General features: G+C 46.4%; 17 protein-coding genes and 1 other RNA gene. 9 read left to right on the top strand and 9 right to left on the bottom strand.

The annotated features are described in order from the left end of the window. Positions 1–6 precede the first annotated feature (6 nt). Together C2745_RS03455 and dnaX are read right to left on the bottom strand one after the other, a co-directional pair. On the bottom strand, positions 7–330 hold the full coding sequence (locus C2745_RS03455; RefSeq protein WP_072582156.1) for a YbaB/EbfC family nucleoid-associated protein: 324 nt from the start codon (positions 328–330) through the stop codon (positions 7–9). A gap of 52 nt (positions 331–382) precedes the next feature. After that, positions 383–2,041: a DNA polymerase III subunit gamma/tau gene (gene dnaX, locus C2745_RS03450; RefSeq protein ID WP_215385076.1), complete on the bottom strand. Its 1,659-nt coding sequence runs from the start codon at positions 2,039–2,041 to the stop codon at positions 383–385. A 32-nt stretch (positions 2,042–2,073) separates the two neighbouring features. Here dnaX and ffs point away from each other — a divergent pair. Then, an RNA gene (gene ffs / locus C2745_RS03445) (signal recognition particle sRNA small type) lies at positions 2,074–2,172 on the top strand. Between the two features lie 254 nt (positions 2,173–2,426). Here the strand turns inward: ffs and C2745_RS03440 are convergent. Beyond that, positions 2,427–3,416 carry a sulfurtransferase gene (locus tag C2745_RS03440; protein ID WP_215385075.1) on the bottom strand — a complete coding sequence of 330 codons (990 nt, stop codon included), beginning with the start codon at positions 3,414–3,416 and terminating at the stop codon, positions 2,427–2,429. 79 nt (positions 3,417–3,495) lie between these two features. On the opposite strand from C2745_RS03440, the gene C2745_RS03435 reads away from it, so the two are divergent. The 3 genes from C2745_RS03435 (at position 3,496) to C2745_RS03425 (ending at position 4,924) form a co-directional block, all read left to right on the top strand. Next, positions 3,496–4,173 carry a putative quorum-sensing-regulated virulence factor gene (locus tag C2745_RS03435; RefSeq protein ID WP_251368389.1) on the top strand — a complete coding sequence of 226 codons (678 nt, stop codon included), beginning with the start codon at positions 3,496–3,498 and terminating at the stop codon, positions 4,171–4,173. 119 nt (positions 4,174–4,292) lie between these two features. After that, complete coding sequence (locus C2745_RS03430) at positions 4,293–4,640, top strand: type II toxin-antitoxin system RelE/ParE family toxin (protein WP_215385073.1); 348 nt, start codon at positions 4,293–4,295, stop codon at positions 4,638–4,640. Continuing rightward, a complete protein-coding gene (locus C2745_RS03425; RefSeq protein ID WP_215385071.1) occupies positions 4,637–4,924 on the top strand; it encodes an XRE family transcriptional regulator in 288 nt (95 codons plus the stop codon). Before C2745_RS03430 ends, C2745_RS03425 begins: the two co-directional genes overlap by 4 nt. A 63-nt stretch (positions 4,925–4,987) precedes the next feature. Here C2745_RS03425 and C2745_RS03420 read toward each other — a convergent pair whose 3' ends face one another. From C2745_RS03420 to C2745_RS03395, 6 genes are all read right to left on the bottom strand, one after another. Further along, on the bottom strand, positions 4,988–5,131 hold the full coding sequence (locus C2745_RS03420) for a hypothetical protein (RefSeq protein ID WP_215385069.1): 144 nt from the start codon (positions 5,129–5,131) through the stop codon (positions 4,988–4,990). A gap of 62 nt (positions 5,132–5,193) precedes the next feature. After that, on the bottom strand, positions 5,194–6,504 hold the full coding sequence (locus tag C2745_RS03415) for a Y-family DNA polymerase (protein ID WP_215385067.1): 1,311 nt from the start codon (positions 6,502–6,504) through the stop codon (positions 5,194–5,196). Between the two features lies 1 nt (position 6,505). Next, positions 6,506–7,006 carry a LexA family transcriptional regulator gene (locus tag C2745_RS03410; RefSeq protein ID WP_215385066.1) on the bottom strand — a complete coding sequence of 167 codons (501 nt, stop codon included), beginning with the start codon at positions 7,004–7,006 and terminating at the stop codon, positions 6,506–6,508. Positions 7,007–7,268: 262 nt separating this feature from the next. Next, positions 7,269–7,772, bottom strand: a complete 504-nt coding sequence (locus C2745_RS03405) for a DUF1993 family protein (RefSeq protein WP_215385065.1) — start codon at positions 7,770–7,772, stop codon at positions 7,269–7,271. Between the two features lie 60 nt (positions 7,773–7,832). Then, positions 7,833–11,339 carry an exodeoxyribonuclease V subunit beta gene (locus C2745_RS03400; protein ID WP_251368388.1) on the bottom strand — a complete coding sequence of 1,169 codons (3,507 nt, stop codon included), beginning with the start codon at positions 11,337–11,339 and terminating at the stop codon, positions 7,833–7,835. Then, the gene (locus tag C2745_RS03395; RefSeq protein WP_215385063.1) at positions 11,336–14,326 is read right to left on the bottom strand and encodes a PD-(D/E)XK nuclease family protein; all 2,991 of its coding nucleotides are present in this window, start codon (positions 14,324–14,326) and stop codon (positions 11,336–11,338) included. Before C2745_RS03395 ends, C2745_RS03400 begins: the two co-directional genes overlap by 4 nt. 110 nt (positions 14,327–14,436) lie before the next feature. Between C2745_RS03395 and trxA the strand changes: the two genes are divergently transcribed. The 5 genes from trxA to C2745_RS03370 all read left to right on the top strand — a co-directional run bounded on the left by trxA (position 14,437) and on the right by C2745_RS03370 (position 20,048). After that, positions 14,437–14,763 carry a thioredoxin TrxA gene (gene trxA / locus C2745_RS03390; RefSeq protein WP_068321063.1) on the top strand — a complete coding sequence of 109 codons (327 nt, stop codon included), beginning with the start codon at positions 14,437–14,439 and terminating at the stop codon, positions 14,761–14,763. 280 nt (positions 14,764–15,043) lie between these two features. Continuing rightward, positions 15,044–16,306 carry a transcription termination factor Rho gene (gene rho / locus C2745_RS03385; RefSeq protein ID WP_215385062.1) on the top strand — a complete coding sequence of 421 codons (1,263 nt, stop codon included), beginning with the start codon at positions 15,044–15,046 and terminating at the stop codon, positions 16,304–16,306. A 191-nt stretch (positions 16,307–16,497) separates the two neighbouring features. Then, positions 16,498–16,845 carry a type B 50S ribosomal protein L31 gene (locus C2745_RS03380; protein WP_215363251.1) on the top strand — a complete coding sequence of 116 codons (348 nt, stop codon included), beginning with the start codon at positions 16,498–16,500 and terminating at the stop codon, positions 16,843–16,845. Between the two features lie 89 nt (positions 16,846–16,934). Continuing rightward, the gene (locus C2745_RS03375; RefSeq protein ID WP_215385061.1) at positions 16,935–18,653 is read left to right on the top strand and encodes a glycosyltransferase family 39 protein; all 1,719 of its coding nucleotides are present in this window, start codon (positions 16,935–16,937) and stop codon (positions 18,651–18,653) included. A gap of 3 nt (positions 18,654–18,656) precedes the next feature. Further along, entirely contained in the window at positions 18,657–20,048 is a 1,392-nt protein-coding gene (locus tag C2745_RS03370) for an MATE family efflux transporter (protein WP_215385060.1), read from the top strand. The last annotated feature ends 5 nt before the right edge of the window (positions 20,049–20,053 follow it).

Below are 20,053 nucleotides of genomic sequence, written 5' to 3'. Positions count from 1 at the left end.
GTTAAGTTAGAACGGCAACTTGAAGCCAGGAGGCATTGGCATGCCAGCAGTTGCACCAGACATCATTTGTGCGCTAGCAGCTTCTACTTGCTTAAATGCTTCTGTATAAGCGGTCACGATGAGGTCTTCCAACATTTCACGATCGTCCATTGCACCTGGATCAATCTGTACACGCTTGAGTTCGTATTTACCAGAGATAGTTACTTTCACTAAGCCCCCAGCCGCTTGGCCAGTTACTTCCAACGCGGCCAGTTCAGCTTGCGCAGTTTTCATCTTCTCTTGCATCTGCTGAGCCTGTTTCATGAGGCCAGCAAGTCCACCTTTCATCATCGCTTTATTTCCTTAGTGCTTATATATTGATATTTAAATTAAAGAGGCTGCATTAAAGGGGTTTTACAGAGCCACCAACTACTTTGGCACCAAACTCTTTTTCTAATTGCTGAATAAAAGGATCGGCTGCGATCATTTGCTCAGCATTCATTCTTTTTTCTTGATGAATCTGGGCATCAACCTTAGCAACGGTCTTACCTTCGACCTCACCTTTTTCAATCACGATCTTTACTGGCTTACCAAAGTGTGCAGTAAGCGCATCGGCAAGACGAGCAACGGATGCTTCAGATGCTAACTGCGGCATCGGCGTCACAATTGTTGCGCGTACGCCTGCAGCTGAATCATTCCAATCTTGTAGCTCCGTCTGAAACGCTAACTGCTGAACCAAACCTTTTACTGGCAACTGACGCATCAAGGCGTGCCAATCAGGGCGATCAGCTGAACTTGCTACGGCAGCTGGCGCTGATGGTGCTTGAGCAGCCGCTGCTGGAGTGGATGCTCTTGCAGCTGGTGCTGCGGATTTAGCTGCGGGTGCTGTTGACGTTACTGCTGGGCGAGCAGTATTTACTGGCGGGGCCGAGGGTGCTGGAGATGAACTGCCTCCTCCACTACTACCCGGGCGAAATGCCAGCATACGCAAGAGCGTCATCGCAAAACCGGTTTGCTCATCCGGCGCAAGCGATAGATCTGGACGACTAGTAATCGTAATTTGATAGAAGAGTTGCACTTCTTCTTTTGTGAGTTGACCAGCTAAGCGACGAATCTCGCCAGCTTCTGGCCAATCATCTAATACAGATTCTGGAACAACTTGCGCCGCTGCAATTTTTTGCAACAGACTTGAGAGATCTTGCAATGCCAATGAAAAAGACATGCTGCGTTCTCCCATTTCATTGGCGACTGAGAGAAGGCTTGCGCCATCTTTAGCAATTAAGCAATCGAGAATGCGAATCAGATAAGCATCATCTAATGTGCCAAGCATGCCACGTACAGACTCTTCAGTCACCCTGCCGGCAGCATAAGCAATCGCTTGATCGGTGAGTGACAAGGCATCACGCATAGAGCCTTGCGCAGCTTTAGCCAGAACCCGTAGCGCGTTGACTTCGTATTCCACTTTTTCGGATGCAAGTACTTTTTCCAAATGCTCAACGATGAGTGGCACTGGCATTTGCTTGAGATTGAACTGCAAGCAACGAGAAAGAATAGTTACTGGGATCTTTTGTGGATCGGTAGTAGCTAGAATAAATTTGACGTGCTCTGGAGGTTCTTCCAAAGTTTTGAGCATGGCATTAAAAGCATGATTGGTGAGCATGTGCACCTCGTCAATCATGTAGACCTTGTAACGTCCATTACTTGGCGCGTATGCAGCTTTTTCTAAAAGAGCGGCAATATCGTCAACACCACGATTACTTGCAGCATCCATCTCGATATAGTCAACAAAGCGACCGGCATCAATTTCCAGACAAGCCGGACATTTGCCGCAAGGCTCTGAAGTCATCTTGCCAGAACCATCCGATCCTGTGCAATTGAGGGCTTTGGCCATAATCCGGGCAATAGTCGTCTTACCTACCCCACGGGTGCCAGTAAAGAGCCATGCGTGATGCAAACGCCCCTGATCCAAGGCATGAGTTAAGGCCTTAACCACATGGTCTTGGCCGACTAATTCAGAGAAGGTTTTAGGGCGCCACGAACGGGCTAATGCCAATGCTGTCATGTCTTACATTCTAACAAGCTAAAATGGAATTGGATGGGCCTCCCCGCATGGTGGGTTGGATAACCTGGTCAGGTCGGGAACGAAGCAGCCAAACCCAATTTCTGCCAGTGCCGGGGGTTTGGCTCATCCACCCTTCCCCAGCGATTTAGAAGATCTTCAAAATCTTAAAAACCCCCCAAATCATCCAAATAATCAGCAAAACTAGGACGGTTCGTGCATCTAGCGAGATCCTAAATAATTGCAACTGTTTATGGGAACACTCAATAGATACTCGCAAGGCAAGCTCTCCTCTGTATAGAAGGAGTGAGCGTAGAACCTTAAGAGCTTAACGAATAGGCGTAGTAGCTGATTTAGACGTAAGAATGAGGAGTTTTAATATTCCGCATTAGTTACTTTTATTTTTCAATGCCTCTTCCAGCTGACCAATCCTATTTTGCATTGCCGCCATCTTCGCGTTAAGTGCGCCAACATTTAAAAAAGTTTCTTCCGCTACCGGCGCTTTAAGGTTGTTCCCCCAACCAAGCCAAGCCGAGTCATAAACCTTAACCTTCTTAAAACCCAAGGTCTTTAATACCACTGCGGTTTCAGCGGCACGGACACCGCTTTGACAATACACCACCGTCTCCTTATTGGGGTCCAGATTGGCATACAGTTTTTTTAGATCCGTTTGATTTTTAAGGGACATGCCAGAGTTATCGGCAACCTGCTTTTTACCCAACTTAATTGCCGTAGCTGGGTCTTGCCAATTATCTTCAAAAGGAATGTTGATGGAATTTGGAATATGTCCGCCCCGGATGGCTCGGATGTCTTTCCCAGAGAATTCATCTGGAGTTCTCGCATCAATGATTTGCGCAGATTTTGATTGGGCAATTTTGAGCATTTCCTCATTGCTCACAACCAACTGTGGTTGAGCTACTAGCACTACAGATACTGGCGACAGGGTTTGACGCTCCTTTTGAATCGGTAGACCTGCTTGCTTCCAACCATCAATACCATCGTGATAAATCTGTGCATTTTTTCCACCAAAGTAATTAATGGTGTACAGACCAAAGTAAGCGTATGGATTACCCCGTGCGCCATAGACAACAATATCTTGATTTACATCTAAACCCGCGGCGTTAAAAATCTTCTGGATTTGCTCCGTAGGAATGTAATCTTCCTTATTTGGATCACGCAGTACGCTACCGACTTCGCCTATATTAATTGCCCCTGGGATATGGCCATCTAAATAGCTTTTTTCATCGCGCACATCCCAAATAATCGCACCACGAGAAATTGCTTGCTGAATCTGATCCGTTTGAATAATGGCTGTTTTTTGTTGAGCCAATGCGACAGAAAAGATAGACGCCAACACGATAGCCAATAATGATTTCACTATATTTCCTTGGGTTTAATATGGGTGAATAGATAATAACCATAGACTAAATCAATTCAAGGCACAATGGGATCATCCAGTGCCAACCAACTTCTTTATGCCCCAAGCCATTATTTTCGATGTAGAAGCAACCGACAAGAACGATGCGGTCATCATTGAGGCGGCATCACTTGATGTCACCTCTCTCAATCCATTTGAAGTCGGCAATCCTTGGGTGCAGCGATACAACCCAGGTAAGCCGATTAGCTTAGGCGCTCTAGCCACCCATCACATCATGGATGAAGAGTTGGTGAACTGCCCAGCCAGCAGCTCTTTTAGATTGCCGGCTGGCACCAAATATTTAATTGGCCACAACATTGATTTTGACTGGGTAGCAATTGGCAGTCCTGATGTCAAACGAATATGCACTTTGGCGCTGGCACGCAGTCTTTGGCCTAATTTAGATAGCCATACTCAAAGCGCCCTACTGTATTACTTTGAACGCGACACCGCTAGAGATCAACTACGCAATGCGCATAGCGCCTTAGCAGATGTGTGGATTTGCTCAAAGATTGTTGGGCAAATTATCGATAAGCTACATCCCGTCTCATTGGATGATCTATGGGAAATGTCCGAGAAGGCCAGAATTCCGAAGACTATGCCTTATGGCAAACACAAGGGTGAATTGATTAGTCAGGTACCGAGCGACTATAAACAATGGTTGCTGCGCCAGGACAATGTTTCTGGATACTTACGCAAAGCTTTAGAAGCCAAGTAGCCTTAATTCTCTCGCTTGGGTTGGCCTAACCCTTGGCAGTTTTTTCCATTAAAACTCCCCTACAAGCTTTTCAGTAATTTCTGATGTAATATATGTATCAATATTGGTACGCTATATGAATGAAGAAGCCAATACTAGATGTGTACTTTTTTAAGACTGAAGCTGGCAATGAGCCTGTTAGGCAATGGCTTCAACTACTAAGCCCCAAGGACAAAAAAGTGATGGGTAAAGACATAAAAACTATTCAGTTTGGCTGGCCGCTTGGCATGCCCCTTGCGAGACATATTGATAGCGAGCTTTGGGAAGTGCGCAGCAGACTAAGCAACGGAATTGCCAGAATTCTATTTCTACTTGATGGCAACTCCATGGTGCTAATACATGGATTCATCAAGAAACAACAAAAGACACCAAAGCCTGATTTAGATTTAGCAAGAACTAGAGTAAAGCAGCTAAGGAGAGGATTATGAAGAAGAAACATATTGGCAGCAATTTTGATCAGTTCTTAAAAGACGAATCACTACTTGAGCACTCTACTGCCGTAGCAGTAAAACGTGTCATTGCCTGGCAAATTGAGCGTGAAATGGTGAAACAACAAATCACGAAAACTTCTATGGCAAAGAAAATGCATACCAGTCGTGCCGCCTTAAATCGCCTTCTTGATGAAACTGATACCAGCCTTACCTTAATTACGCTTGCCAGTGCAGCAACTGCCCTGGGAAAGAGAATTAAGCTTGAACTAAAGGCCGCCTAAAAAAGCAAGGGAATAAGGAATCCGTGATTTCCTTATTCCCCTTCCAGGCCTGCCGCTTTTTCTTTACTGATACTTGCGACCAAACACTTGCTGATTAGTGCTTTCATTGCGCTTGGTATTTTTTAATACTGCGCAGTAAGACAGGATCATGATCACTGCCAAAGAAATGCCGTTGAAGTTATTCATCAAATTGGTTATTGCGTCCATTTACTTCTCCTTTATGCGTTGTTACGTGTTATTTACTTACTGATGTTTTCTGCTTAATTTCTTTATCTCGCCACCGGCAATTCATCCCAGCGAGTTGTATAGTTCGGCGACCGATTGTTTGATCGCATCTGCCACTCTTGCTTGGTGCTGTTAGTGCCGGCAGCAGCTGATCTGATCACTGCATTACCAAAACGCGTATTAATCTGATCCACTGTCTTCATCAGGTGCGCAGACTTACCCCTTGTCTCAATATCCTCAAATAAGGATTGCTGTGCAGTAGGTTTATCGCCAATCAAATTCAGAATGACGCCGGCCTTCTTGTAACGAAAGCTCGCTTGGTAGATCTGCTTAAGGCCTGCCAAGGCTGCATTGGTTAACGTCAAAGTGTTATCTGTTGGGTCTGCCAACGGAATCGTGACGCTTTGATGATGCTGCGGCTCGTTTTGCTTAAACGGATTAGTCTGAATAAACACCGTAAGCGCGCCCGTGGTGCTGTTTTGAGCTCTGAGTTTTTCTGCTGCACGCGCTACGTGAGTAGCAACTGATTGAGCAGGCTCAGTCTGGCTAGTCACTGGCTTGCCAAAGCTGCGTGAGGCAATGATTTGTTGCTTGGCGGGCGCCACCTCCTCTAGTTGTAAGCAAGAGGTGCCATGCAATTCATAACAGAGGCGCTCCATGACCACTCCAAATTGCTGACGCATGGCCTGCGGAGAAGTTTGCAAAAGATCGAATACGCTGTGAATGTTTTGGGCTTTGAGTTTTTTAGCGATTTGCTTACCAATACCCCATACCTCGCCCACTTCAGTCTCGCTCATCCACTGATAGAGCTCTTCTTCTGGCATTGCATTCACATCACACACACCGGCAAACTGCTTGTGCTTTTTAGCCAAGTGATTGGCAAGCTTTGCCAAAGTCTTGCTAGCACCAATGCCTACACAGACTGGTAAGCCGGTGGTGTCTTTCACGTCTTGCTTAATCTTTTGACCTAGCTCAATGGTGTCTTGATATTGCTTGAGGACAGTCTCGATTTGCAAAAAGCTCTCATCAATACTGTAGACCTCTAGATTCGGAGTAAAAGTTCTGAGCACTTGCACCACCCTGCTGCTCATATCCCCATATAGCGTGTAGTTGGATGACTGAGCTTGGATGCCATGCTTCTTAGCCAACTCCTGCATCTGAAACCAAGGGGTGCCCATCTTCACACCAAGTGCTTTGACTTCGGCGCTACGGGCTACGGCGCAGCCATCATTATTCGAGAGCACTACCATCGGCACGTCTTCTAGTTTTGGCTGAAATACACGCTCACAAGAAACATAAAAGTTATTGACATCAACAAGTGCGAAGAGTGGATTTGAGGTGCTATGTGCATTCATATCATTTACCCTCTTTGTTATATCTAGTGCTAGCGTTGCTGTACTTACGCACTACCCCAACGACCACGCCCCAGATTTGCAGCTCACTGCCTTCGTTAAAGGTGATGGGTTGATAACTAGGATTTTCTGGTTGCAGCTCAATACGACCACGCAATTGATAGAGGCGCTTAATGGTGTACTCGCCGTCTACTACTGCAACAACAATATCTTTGTGTTTTGGCTTAAGGGCTTTATCAACAACAACCTTGTCGCCATCGCAAATGCCCGCACCCAACATGGAGTCGCCCTTCACAGTGAACATGAAAGTGGCTGGCTTGTTTTGCACGAGGTAATGGTTCAGGTCTAAGCCGTCCTCTGCGTAATCTGCCGCTGGACTAGGGAATCCAGCTGAAATCCGGTGACTTAGAAGCTTGAGCTCATAGGCGGCAAAATGCCCTGCCAAGGCTTGTGGTGCCTGGGTAAGGGTTACTTTTGCGGAGTTCATTACTTGCGTCATAGTCATTAATATACTGTATGTTTATACAGTATATGTAAAAACTGCAAAAATGAAGCTCTTTTTGTTGTTTTAGGGCTATTTGCTCAAAATTTAGGCAACAAAAAACCACCCGTAGGTGGCTTTTCAGGGCTGTTTTGCTCTTAGCAAAATGCAAAGGCCAGGATCGCTGGGTCGTCGACAAAAGCATTTGAAAGATAAATACTGGCGCGATACAGCCAAGGCTGAGCAATGTCGACAAGCTTATTAAAGTGATCCATAAGCCTCTAGTTTAACCGCCCAAGTAATCTGTCTTCCCGATCTCTACCCCGTTGTGACGCAGGATGTCATAAGCCGTAGTCACATGGAAATAGAAATTAGGAATGATCCAAGTCAGCAAATACTGCTCACCGACAAACTCGAAGTTCCACTCTCCAATCGAAAACTTAATTTCTTTTGCCTCAGTGCCATCCACTTGACCTGGCTTAAGACTATTGGCAAAAGCAATAGTTTTAGCAATACGTTCTTGCAATTGCGCGAAAGTAGTTTCGTTATCTTCAAATTTGGGTATCTCAACGCCAGCCAAACGCGCCATGCCATTTTTGACTTGATCACAAGCAATTTGGATTTGTTTGGGTAGCGGAAACATATCTGGAGCAAGGCGCCCCTCCACCAATGCTGCGTCATCCATACCCTTAGCGCGCGCAAACTCTTCTCCTTTTTTAAGAATATTGGAGAGATTGGTGAGCATCTTCGTAAATTGCGGAATAGATGCCTGGTACATTGAAATTGCCATGGGAGTTCCTAAAGAGTGAAGCGATAAGTAAGGCGGAGCTACTAAACCGATTGATTCAGTTTAATGGATCTCTTGAATCTTGCCTTGCGCAGAAATCAAGTAAGCCTTGTTTGGTTTGTCTTTTCTGATTCGGGCAAGTTCAGTCTGATAGCCCTGTAACTGATTGCGATACTTCTCATACTTCTCGCTACCCACCTCTGGAATCGTGAGTTTGTAATCGATGATGGCCAAATGATCATCAAACTCCACCAAGCGATCCATGCGATAGCTCTTGCCATCTTCACTCGCAATGTCCAGCTCATTCCAAGCTTGCAGCCATTCACCCGATGTCAGATAGCGTTTGAGCTCTGGTGTCTCTAACACTGCCTTAATACGAGCAATCAAAGTATTTGCATGCTCTTGATCGACACCCAGCCAGTTCATGAGCTCTTGCTCGCTTGGTATAGGTGGCCTTATTTGATTACTAGAGTCTGAAGTCAAGAACTCAAGCAACTTATGAAAGTTCGTGCCCTCTTCCAGAATTTCTGGGTCAGGCGCTTCTTCAGTCTGCATGACTTGCGCTATGGCTCCACCCTCAATATCAAGCAGCTTCTGTTGATGACTGAGTTTTGCCGGTTCCCAGGAGATGCGAAAGTCTTCAATACTAAAAGCATCGGAGGCGCTTTCTTTTGAAGGGCTTGATGGCTTAGCACTATCAATTTGGCTTTCTAGTGCGAGCTCAATAGTGGGAAGCTTTCCAAACTGAACTCTTGCGTACCAGGATTTTGAATCTAACCCCGTTGGATTATTGCTCGTAGGCTCTTTTGCTACACCACTAATCCACAGCCCTTGTTTAGCGCGAGTCATCGCAACATACAGCAAGTTCCAATTTTCATTTTGACTAATCACCTCTTCATCTTCTCGAATTTTGCTACGCGGAGAAGTGAGGCTGGCCTTGGTATACATCGATAAATGCGATGGACTTCTATCATTAGGTGACCACTCCAACAAAACACCAGAATGATCGGCAGCGCCAACTGTATGATTAGCATCCAAAATAATCACAAAAGGCGACTCTAGGCCTTTAGCGCCATGGATTGTCATGATGCGTACGCGCCGATGCTTGTCGTCTTCCGACATCTCGCTGTCTACATCCACTTCCGCAAGCTCTACCCCAGACTCCGCCTCTGCATCGCCTTCATCCGGTGTTTCATCGTCATCGCCTCGACGCATTACATTGATTTCATCGATAAAGCGACTCAAGCTCGGATAACGACCGCCATCTTGATTTAAAGACAGTTCTAAGAAAGCATCTAGGTTCGCAATGATCTGTGCGCGAGCCAAAGGCTGGGCACTCATTGCATACTGAAAACGTAAGTTACTTTCTTGATAAATTTGATCTAACAGGTCATGTACCGGTAAACGCTCAGCCAATCTGCGCCAATGTTCCAAAAAGCGAGCAGCCTTTTGAACTGCAGCATCTTGACTATCTTGCACAACATCCCACCAAGAGCGGTACTGCTGGTGATGAGCTTTGGCAATACTAAGGCTTTGCATTTGCCGATCAGTAAAACCAAACATAGGACTTCTTAATACCTGCGCTAAAGGTAAGTCATGGCGCGGTGATAGCAATACAGTGAGTAATGCAATCAAGTCATCTATCTCTAGAGTGTTGAGTAGCCCGCCAAGCCTAGAGCTGTCATAGGCCAAATCGGCCTCACGCAAAGCCCTCTCAATTTGCGGCAAATATTTACGACGTTTCACCAGCAACAAGAAATCACTTTCTCTAGCTGCTCGCCAAACCATGCGTCCATCTTGCTCATCCATCACTTGACGTGTTGCCATCACCTCACGAATCAAGCGGCTAACTTCCTGACCCTCTAAATAGCGCTGAGTAACCGAAACTGTTTGATTGACATCAGTAATAGGGGCATCGAAAGCATTGCCTACTCGTGGCTCTGGCTCTTCTTTGATATAAGGAATGAGCGGCAATAGCGCAGCCTCACCCTCTTTTGCATAAACCCCCTTTGGCAAACCATCTGGCAAGGGCTTCCACAAAGTGTCCTGCTCATTAAACTCATAAGTAGGCGGCAATTGCGAGCAGTCAAAAGTGGCATTCACTGCTGCGTTAATGCAGGGCGCATTGCGACGCGTTGTATCTTGGTCCAGCGCTACCGCACCCATTTCAGACTTTAGAAATTCTTTAGCACTTGCAAATAAGCGTGGGTCTGCCCTACGGAAACGATAAATGGATTGCTTCGGATCTCCCACAATAAAGACGCTGGGCTTACTTTTATCTTCGCCGTACCCCTCAAACCAGGAGCGCAAAATTTGCCACTGCAATGGGTTTGTATCCTGAAACTCATCGATCAAGATATGTTTATACCTAGCATCTAAGCGAGCTTGCAAATACGCTGCATTAGCCGAGTCAGCCATCAACTTACTTACGCCGATTTCTAAATCATCAAAATCCCGCACGCGCATTGCTTCTTTAGTTGCAGCGGCATGATCCATCATGCGCTCACTCATAGCAAACCAAGCTTGATTTAATTCATAAACTTCTTTTTCGGCTTGCCAATCCAAGAAATCAACAAAGGCTTGTGCCCAAGCTTGCTTATAGGCAATGTGATCTGACTCGAGATCGCTCAAGCCTTCATTTTTGAGATAAGTCTTTACTGCGCCAAGAGCCTTATTGTTATTAGAGCGAGACTGGCCATCAGCATTTAAAAAAACGAGCTGCAGTGTGTCGGCAATTTCCATGACATCGCCGCCACGCTGCATACACTCCAAAGCAGACACCAAACGTGGTGTGAACTCACTTTCTTGCGTGCTGCTATGTGCAAAACAACGTACCAGAAACTCAAGATCCGCTCTCGCCTTAGGCGCATTCCATATGTGCAGCAAAGGATTTTCTAAATTGAGTCTAGGTAAAAATTGCTTGAGGTGCTCAATGGGAGTGATTCCCTTGGCTTTGCAAGCTTGCGCAAAAAAAGTCCAGGCGCCACGCTGCTTCATTAAGCCGTAGCTACCCATTAAGAATTTTTCGGTATTGCTTGCGCCTAATTGTTTTAAAAGAACGTCGTAGTGAGCCTTGAGATCTGCAGGAAGATTGCCCCACCAATCATCCAAACACTCATCTAATAATCTCTTACCATCCTCGCGCAAACTAAAGCCAGGCTGGACTTCAGCTGAGATGGGGGCCGTGTTCAGCAATCTGCCAAACCAACCGTGAAAAGTGTCGATCACAATAGACTGAGGGCTTGCCAATACCTTCAGGTAAAGCGCTCTAGCCTGCGGCAGTAGTTTGATTGCCTCTGCATTTGTAAGGCCTCTTTTCTCCAACTCAGCTGTGAGCGTTGCATCATCGGCAGCAGAGAACTCTTGTAGCAAACCATAAAGACGGTCGCGCATCTCTTGCGCCGCCTTGCGAGTAAACGTTAATGCAAGTATTTCATGGGGCTTAGCTCCCGCAAGCAAGAGACGAATCATGCGAGCAACTAATAACCATGTTTTACCACTACCAGCGCAAGCAGAAACAATAACTGACTTATGGGGATCGCAAGCTATGGCGTTATCAAACTTTTTCACCACATCCCCTTTCTGCAAATACCTCTTGCCTCGCAGTATTGGCAAACACCATCAGGCGCAAAAGCGCTCAACTCTTTTCCGGACCATAGTTTTTGTATGTCCTCGGTCATTTGTTGGTTCATTTGCGGCATTAATGCTGAGACGTCCTCTACTTCCAGTGATCTTTGGAGCTTCTTATCTCTCTTAATATCTACTTTGAGAGAAACCCATTGCGCCTGATTGACCTGGCGACCTTGCAGATGGGCGCCTATCGGACTTTCATTAGCGGCTCTAGCGTAGATAAGTAACTGCGGGTCATCCAGCAGATGTTCGGCACGCTTTTTAATCTTAGTCATTGACTGATTTTTGTAATCAATCACCTCTGCTTGATTGTCAGTGTTGGTGTTGATATCAAAACGATCTGCGCGCCCTTCGATTCGGATCACACGGTCCTCGCCATTAGGCCCCACAAAATGTAAATCAAACCCTACCTTTTGCTCGGCATTTTGATAGCGCCATCCATCGGCCTCTCGTTGGAGCTGCCAATCCACAAAACTCGGAATTTGTTTTTGCCAGTCCCGTAAAGTGCCAAGCACCCTGCCATCACCTTCAATCATGCGCTTAAATTCTTTTTCAGAAACAGCGGATAGTTGTTGCTCCATCCACACGCGACGAGCTTGCGTATTGTGAATAATTGGTGAATCCGGTTTGAGCTCTTCGGTCTTTAGTGCTTGGTAAAAGTTACGCAACAAAGCATGTAAAGATTGCCCTGCTAAAGAGGCATCAAACCCATCTTCAAATTCTTTTGCCTCTCGGAGCCCCAATAAACTGCGCACATAATATTTATATGGGCAGTCTCTCAATGCCTTATAAGCACTCGGGCTCATCGACAGCGGCAATGGCAAATCCTCGTCCAAGACAGTCACTGACTGCTCCAGTGGCTTAGCCTTACCTATAGACATTTCAGGCTGAGAAACTTCTGCCTTCCATTGTGGCAATTGGGCCTGAAGGCGCTGAATCCAAGCTGATGGCCTGAGCGGCTCACCACTCCTGCTTTTACTCTGCCATAGTAAATCTACGCTAGGACAAGAAATTAATAGCTGCGACAAATCTCGCGCCTGCTGAATATATTGTGCAGTTATCGTCGATGATTTGAGCAAACGATTTAGTGCATCTGAGAAAAATAATGGCGGCTCAGAAAATGCAGGCAATTGTTGTTCATCACAACCCACTACCACTACCGCATCAAAATTTCTTAAACGAGTGGAACTCAAAGGCAAGATGCTCAAATTTGCTTGCGCCTCTTTACCAGCCTCCTCATAAGAAGCCTCTTCCATTGTTGACTTAATCAAACTAATCCACTCGGGCAAGCGCATTGCAGTGCCCTGGTAATCGGTAGCCTGTAAATCAAAGGCGTTCATTACTTCGAGTAATTGTTTGCCAGCAGCATCCTTTTCCAGAGCCTGGGCCATGCCGGTATCTTGCAAGTTCTTTTGAAGAAGCGCGTAAGCATTTGTGCAATTGAGACCAATCTCTTGCCAGGCATGGTGCCTCCCCCTGACAAACTGCAATAGTTTTAATAAAGCTTCGTTCGGAGCGCCCGCATGATTGGCGGCATATGCATTGGCTCGCTCAATGGCCATATAAAACGTTTCCCAGCCAGACTTTGCTTGACTAGCAATCAAAATATCTTCAAGTTGAGCTACCAGACCAATACAGGCCTGCGGAGATTTTTCAATACAAGCAGGAATATCAATGTAAGGGTTTTGCAAGAACTCCAATAAAGCACTCGCTGTCGGCCCCTCCTTTGGAGCTCGAATTAACTCCAACCAGCTATTGAGCGCTGCTGCCGCCCGAGTGGTGTCTAACTTCCAACCGGTTTCATCGCGAATATTCAGTGCTGGCCCCAAACGCGCTAACAATGCTCGCGCCCGTCTTGCAGCTAAGCGATCTTGTGCAACCAATGCAATGTTTTTCTTGCCTGCTACGAGATGCGTCTCAATCGATTTAGTTGCAGCCCACGCTAATTCCTCAAAACGTCTTGCAGATATCAAATGCCAATCTTGATAAGGTGCCGCTTTGATGTTGGCATGTAATTGCTGCTCTTGGTCAGCACTTAACTCTATTAGGTCGCCAGTAGAACTCTCTCCTGCAAGCGCTTCGGACCATAAGGCAACAGACCGCCAATCTAATGCGACCTCTATAACAGGAGCGTATTGAGCGTATTCGTTTAAGTACTTACTTATCACCTCGCGGTCAATTGGCCTAGGGTCTGCCGTTTGAACCCAAATGAAGGGTCTTACTTGGCTCTGAGAGGATTTTGCCAATGCCAAATGTGCCGCCATAGCAAATTGCTTACGAAAGACCGCATCACCTGCGCCACTTAAGTAACGCCAGAATGTAAGCAAGACTTCCGACTCTTGATCAACGACTTTTCGAGAAAGATCCGGATACGCTTGTGCGATTGTCTTCTCTAAGATCTCTTCTAATTTTTTGGTCCACGATTCTGCATCAAGCGCACCACTCTCAATTAATAGATTTAACTGATCATGCAATTGCGGAATGATGGCTTCAGACAAAATATCGCAGGCATCGATGACGGATTTAGCTAGACCCCATGCACCTGAGTCACTCTCTGCTTTAAACCAAGTTTTGAGTTTGGGATGTTTACGAAGATTGATATAGACCGATAACCATCTCTCAAGATCGCTTTGTTTCTTGGGAAATTTCCATGCGCCTGGTGCAGCCTCTAGCCAATCCGTGAAACTAATAACTTGAGGTAAGAAGGCAATATTACTTGGCAGCTCTTTTGGTCGGTTTTGCTCTAAAGCCGCCCGCACCCCAATGAGCGGTCCAGCAGTGCTAAGCACTACTAAAGGGCGTTGATTGGTTTGCACTGCACAATCCCAGATGCCTTTTGCCAATTGGGCAAGCGCTTGGCTATTAGGCGTGATTACCCAAGCTTGTGGCTGCTTTTGGTCAGAAATGGTGGGGAAAGGCTGAGGCATTAATCAAGTAATTTATCTGTTTTGAGCAGAACATTCCGCTTATTGCTAATATAAGCGCTGTAACGTCATAATTAAATAACTCGCTAAATAAGTCTAAATAAGGAATTTTCATGAGTGCCGGCATTAAATATGTAACTGACGCCTCTTTCGAACAAGACGTCCTCAAGTCCGATAAACCTGTTCTGCTCGACTTCTGGGCTGAGTGGTGCGGTCCTTGCAAAATGATTGGTCCGATCCTGGAAGAGCTCGCTGGTGAATATGGCGACAAGTTACAGATCGCAAAAATGAACGTGGATGAGAACCAAGGCGTACCTGCCCAGTTCAATATTCGCGGCATTCCTACCTTGATCCTCTTTAAAAATGGCACCGTGGCTGCTCAAAAAGTAGGCGCTTTGGCCAAATCTCAGTTGACCGCCTTTATTGATAGTCATCTGTAAATAGTCTCAGACCACAGGTTCACCAGCTGAGCCTGTGGTTTTTACTGATTTATCGTACTTGTCAGACCCGTTTTTTAGTGTAGTATTGCATTTAACAGCAGTTCAGCGCTCTTAGGATTTCATCAAAGACAGCGCCAATTCCCAGCAATTTACCTCCCCCTTCTTTTAGCAAATATCCAAAATTCTGTTTTCCATACCTGCGTGATTTCAATCAGCGCAGCGATACCTCAAAACAAATTCCCTTTATTCATTTTTATCTTTACCAACACCCGAGAACCACATGCAATTAACTGAACTCAAAGGCCTCCACGTATCCGCTCTGCTCGAAATGGCAGCTAGCTTGGAGATTGAAAACACTCAACGGATGCGCAAACAAGAATTGATGTTTGCTATTTTGAAAAAACGTGCGAAAGCTGGCGAAACAGTTTTCGGCGACGGCACTTTGGAAGTATTGCCTGACGGCTTTGGTTTCTTGCGCTCCCCTGAAGCCTCTTATATGGCTTCGCCTGATGATATTTATATCTCTCCTGCGCAGATACGCCGCTTTAACTTACACACTGGTGACAGCGTTGAAGGTGAAGTACGCACCCCTAAAGATGGCGAACGTTACTTTGCATTGGTAAAGGTAGATAAGATCAACGGTTTGGCTCCAGAAGCTCTCAAGAACCGCATCATGTTCGAAAACTTAACGCCGTTACACCCAAACCGTGTAATTAGCTTAGAGCGCGATATCAAGGCCGAAGAGAACCTTACTGGCCGAATCATCGACATGATCTCCCCTATTGGTTATGGCCAACGTGGTTTGATTGTTGCCTCACCAAAATCCGGCAAGACCGTGATGATGCAGCACATTGCACATGCAATCGCTGCAAACAATCCCGAAGCTATCCTCATCGTGTTGCTAGTTGATGAGCGCCCTGAAGAGGTTACCGAAATGCAGCGTTCCGTTCGCGGTGAAGTTGTTGCCTCTACTTTTGATGAGCCAGCTGTGCGTCACGTTCAAGTTGCTGAGATGGTGATTGAAAAAGCAAAGCGTTTAGTAGAGATGGGTAAAGATGTGATCATCTTGCTTGACTCGATCACTCGTCTTGCCCGTGCATACAATACCGTTGTTCCTTCATCAGGCAAAGTACTCTCTGGTGGTGTGGACGCAAATGCTTTGCAACGCCCTAAGCGCTTCTTCGGTGCAGCTCGCAATATTGAAGAAGGTGGATCACTCACCATCATCGCCACTGCCTTGATTGAGACTGGTAGCCGTATGGATGACCTCATCTATGAGGAATTCAAAGGCACCGGCAACATGGAAGTTCACCTTGAGCGCCGCTTGGCTGAGCGTCGTGTTTACCCATCTATTAACCTCAATAAGTCCGGCACCCGCCGTGAAGAATTGCTGGTTAAAGCTGAAAACCTCCAGAAGATCTGGGTATTGCGTAAATTGCTGGCGGATATGGACGATATTGAGGCGATGAACTTCATCGTTGATAAGCTCAAATCCACCAAAAACAATGGCGAATTCTTCGACTTAATGCGTCGCGGAGGCTAGGTTAGATACCCTCAGGGGCTATTTAAAGGCAAAAAGGGGCTGTTTTGGCCCCTTTTGCATACCTAAACAGCGCTTTGTTGTTGATTTCATGGCATAATTTCGCCTTTGTTGCACCATTAACTTGCTTTTAAAACCTGGGAAAGTATTTAAGCCAATTTGGCTCAAACGGCTACCCGCTCATAGGACTCATAATGAAACCTGGCATTCACCCCGAATATCGTGAAATCGTCTTCGTAGACGTTTCTAATAACTTCAGCTTCAAGACTCGCTCCACAATGTCTACTAAAGAGACAATCAAGTGGGAAGATGGCAATGAATATCCATTAGCCAAGATCGAGACTTCATCTGAATCACACCCTTTCTACACTGGCACCCAGAAAATTATGGATACCGCTGGTCGTGTTGAGAAATTCCGTCAGAAATTCGGTAGCAAAGCTGTTGCTAAAGCTACTGGTGATGGCGCTGCTAAAACAGCCGAGAAAAAAGCTGCTGCTGCAGAAGCTAAAGCTGCTGAAAAGCCAGCTAAGAAGAAGGCTTAAACCACTTCTATTCGCGGGGTATGTTAAATACCTGCTCTGCGAGATAATTAAGGCAGCGTTTGCTGCCTTTTTTATTTTTAACTCCATACATGGTCAAACTTACCGCTGCCGCTACTAAATCAATTCCGCGCATCATCATTTTTGCGCTGACTTTGATCTATGGTCTTGCCGGTCTATTCTTCCGCGATCCTTGGAAGAATGAAGATGCGATTGGGTTTGGCGGCATGTGGACTTTATTTCGGGGTAACTCGCTTGACTGGGTCGTTCCACACTTAGCTGGCCGTGATATCTCTTTGGGCACACCACTCCCTTATTGGATTGGCGCCACACTCATCGAATGGTTTGGCCCCTTCATTGGAGCTGCAAACGCTGCTCGCCTTTATTCGGCCATCTGCTTTTTCTCTGCGGCGCTGGCAATCTGGTACGCAACCTATTTGTTAGGTCGTCGTCGCGAAGTGCAACCAATGGCACTCGCAGTTGGCGGACAGCCCGACATGAAGAGTTACGGCATGACGCTGGCAGATGGTGCATTGCTTATCTTCCTGGCCTGCGTAGGTCTTGCTCAACGCGCTCATGAAACTACGCCAATGATGGCGCAATTGATGGGCATCAGCATTGTGTTGTACAGCACAGTACGAGGATTGGATAAACCTTGGCAAGGTGGTTTATGGACCGGACTTGGTATTGCGATCGTTGCCCTCTCGAGCAATCTCACACTCAGCTTAATCGTTGTCACATCAACCATCATCGCAGTGATCGCTAGCAATGCCAAGTTACGCTTTCGCTGGACACTTACCAGCACTGTTCTCGGTTTAATTGGTTTTGCAATTTGGCCGATCATTTGGTATCTAGCCGATCTTTCTCCCCACTGGCGTCATATTGCACAAGAAGGTTGGCGCAATATGCCCGAAATGCGAGCGACACCTTCTGTTGAATCGCTGGGCTTTTTAAGCGTTAACTTTTGGGCTTACGCATGGCCTGTATGGCCCCTAGCAATCGTTTCCTTGGCACACTGGGGTCGCACTAAGGCATCCGGCACTTGGCGAGCTCCCCACCTTTGCATTCCCCTGAGTTTATTTATTGGCAGCTTGATTTACGTTTTATTCCGTAGCGAAGCTAACGAACATGATTTGTTAATCTTGATTCCAAGCCTTTCCATTATTGCCGCCTTTAGCTTACCTGTTCTCAAGCGTAGCGTCATTAGCTTCATTGACTGGTTTGCGATGTTTAGCTTCACGCTGATTGCTCTAGCTATTTGGATTATTTGGCTGGCAAAAGTTACTGGCTACCCAGAAACCACTGCCGCTAATATTGCGCGTCTACTACCAGGGTTTGAGAGTCAATTTAATCTCTTAGCTTTTGTGGTGGCGCTTGCTATTACTGGTGTATGGATATCTGTAGTGCGCTGGCGAACTTCTCGTGCCCCGAAAGAAATCTGGCGCTGCCTCATTATCTCTGCGTCTGGCACGACATTGATGTGGGTTCTTTTGATGACCTTATGGCTGCCCACAATTAACTACGCCAAAACCTATCGCCTGGTATCGGCGCGACTAGTACAAGTAGTCCCCTCAGGAGGCGGCTGCATTGATACGAGCAATATTGGCTTTGCGCAACTCGCCTCTTTTAGTTACTTCACGAAATTGAATTTGCGTGACGATACTAATTGCCCATGGATGTTGACCCATAGCCAGTCAGAGGCAAAGGCTTACGCCCAACTCAATAACAAAAAACTCAGCTTGCTGTGGGAAGATCGCCGCGCTGCTGACCGCGACGAACGCTTACGCCTCTACGAAGTTATTCCAGAGTAAAACGTGCTGCACTTTAAGTTATCGCGCCTCCGCGAGGATATCCCCTCTCTACTGAAATTAGCTGGCCCTTTGTTGATTGGCCAGTTAGCCGTCATTGCTTTTGGTGTACTAGATACAGCCATGACAGCGCGCTACTCTGCCGATGACTTGGCAGCCCTTGCGATGGCTTCAGCCATCTTTATCAGTATCTATGTAGGTTTAACAGGAGTTGTCTCTGCGCTCGCACCTATTGCTGGACAACTCTTTGGCGCTAAGCGTTTCGGCGATATTGGTGAAGAGGTTCGGCAGGCGACTTGGCTAGCCTTAGGTTTAACTATTCTGGGCTGCTTTATTTTGCTTAATGCCGACCATCTTTTAGCGATCTCGCAAGTGAGCGGCGACATTGAAAGCAAAGCAAAGCTCTATCTCAATATCTTGGCAATTGGATTGCCAGCTAGCATGGCAATGCGCGTGTTAATGGCTTTACACAATGCAGTCTCACGCCCCGCCGTGATCACCGTTGTACAACTGATTGGCCTTGCTCTCAAGTTGCCCTTAAATCTACTTTTTATTTACGGCGGCTTTGGGATTGAAGCCATGGGCGGCCCTGGCTGCGCAGTCGCTACCGTCATCATTAACTGGTCTTGGTTATTAATGACTCTTGGCTTTGTCGTATTTGATCGCTTCTACAGACCATTTAAGATCTTTGCACGATTTAGTCTGCCCGACTGGCATCGCATCTGGACTTTGTTAAAGCTTGGTGCGCCAATTGGCTTTAGTTATCTGATTGAAGTGACATCGTTTACCTTCATGTCCTTATTTATTGCCCGCTTAGGTACTACTGCATTGGCGGGCCATCAAATTGTTGCCAATATGGGCACTGTTATTTACATGGTTCCCCTATCACTCTCAATTGCAACCATGACTTTGGTATCCCAATCGATTGGCGCCAACAAGCCTGAGCGCGCCGAAGAGATTGGTTGGTCTTCAGTATTTTTTACAACTGCACTCTGCATCACGATTGGCATCGCCGTATGGCTGTTCAGAATGGAACTGCTAGATTTATACGACCCGCCTGCTGAGATAAAAGTATTTGCGGTACCTTTATTTTTATTTATTGCCTTCTATCAAGTCTTTGATGCCTTACAAGTAACGGCCGCATTTATTCTGCGCGCCTATCGCATTGCCTTTTGGCCTATGCTGATTTATGCGGGATCCCTTTGGGGTGTGGGATTAGGCGGCGGCTACCTCTTAGGCTTTAACGTATTTGGCAATACACCATCGTTTTTACAAGGCGCTAACGGATTTTGGGCTGGTAACAGCATCAGCCTTGGATTGGCTGCATGCTTACTGCTCTATCTTTTTAGAAGAACGGCGGAGCGCTATGAGAAGACGCATCCGCCAGTTCAGGTGTAAGCAGG

The sequence above is a fragment of the Polynucleobacter sp. AP-Kolm-20A-A1 genome (genome assembly GCF_018688315.1).
Taxonomy (GTDB): domain Bacteria; phylum Pseudomonadota; class Gammaproteobacteria; order Burkholderiales; family Burkholderiaceae; genus Polynucleobacter.
Note: the sequence above shows the minus strand (reverse complement) of the source record. Positions and strands in the feature narration are given on the sequence as shown.

What these genes read in the sequence shown, in the direction of transcription:
- C2745_RS03455 (WP_072582156.1), bottom strand. Translation starts at nt 330, where the DNA reads ATGATGAAAGGTGGACTTGCTGGCCTCATGAAACAGGCTCAGCAGATG.
- dnaX (WP_215385076.1), bottom strand. Translation starts at nt 2,041, where the DNA reads ATGACAGCATTGGCATTAGCCCGTTCGTGGCGCCCTAAAACCTTCTCT.
- C2745_RS03430 (WP_215385073.1), top strand. Translation starts at nt 4,293, where the DNA reads ATGAAGAAGCCAATACTAGATGTGTACTTTTTTAAGACTGAAGCTGGC.
- C2745_RS03425 (WP_215385071.1), top strand. Translation starts at nt 4,637, where the DNA reads ATGAAGAAGAAACATATTGGCAGCAATTTTGATCAGTTCTTAAAAGAC.
- C2745_RS03420 (WP_215385069.1), bottom strand. Translation starts at nt 5,131, where the DNA reads ATGGACGCAATAACCAATTTGATGAATAACTTCAACGGCATTTCTTTG.
- C2745_RS03415 (WP_215385067.1), bottom strand. Translation starts at nt 6,504, where the DNA reads ATGAATGCACATAGCACCTCAAATCCACTCTTCGCACTTGTTGATGTC.
- C2745_RS03410 (WP_215385066.1), bottom strand. Translation starts at nt 7,006, where the DNA reads ATGACTATGACGCAAGTAATGAACTCCGCAAAAGTAACCCTTACCCAG.
- C2745_RS03405 (WP_215385065.1), bottom strand. Translation starts at nt 7,772, where the DNA reads ATGGCAATTTCAATGTACCAGGCATCTATTCCGCAATTTACGAAGATG.
- C2745_RS03395 (WP_215385063.1), bottom strand. Translation starts at nt 14,326, where the DNA reads ATGCCTCAGCCTTTCCCCACCATTTCTGACCAAAAGCAGCCACAAGCT.
- trxA (WP_068321063.1), top strand. Translation starts at nt 14,437, where the DNA reads ATGAGTGCCGGCATTAAATATGTAACTGACGCCTCTTTCGAACAAGAC.
- rho (WP_215385062.1), top strand. Translation starts at nt 15,044, where the DNA reads ATGCAATTAACTGAACTCAAAGGCCTCCACGTATCCGCTCTGCTCGAA.
- C2745_RS03380 (WP_215363251.1), top strand. Translation starts at nt 16,498, where the DNA reads ATGAAACCTGGCATTCACCCCGAATATCGTGAAATCGTCTTCGTAGAC.
- C2745_RS03375 (WP_215385061.1), top strand. Translation starts at nt 16,935, where the DNA reads ATGGTCAAACTTACCGCTGCCGCTACTAAATCAATTCCGCGCATCATC.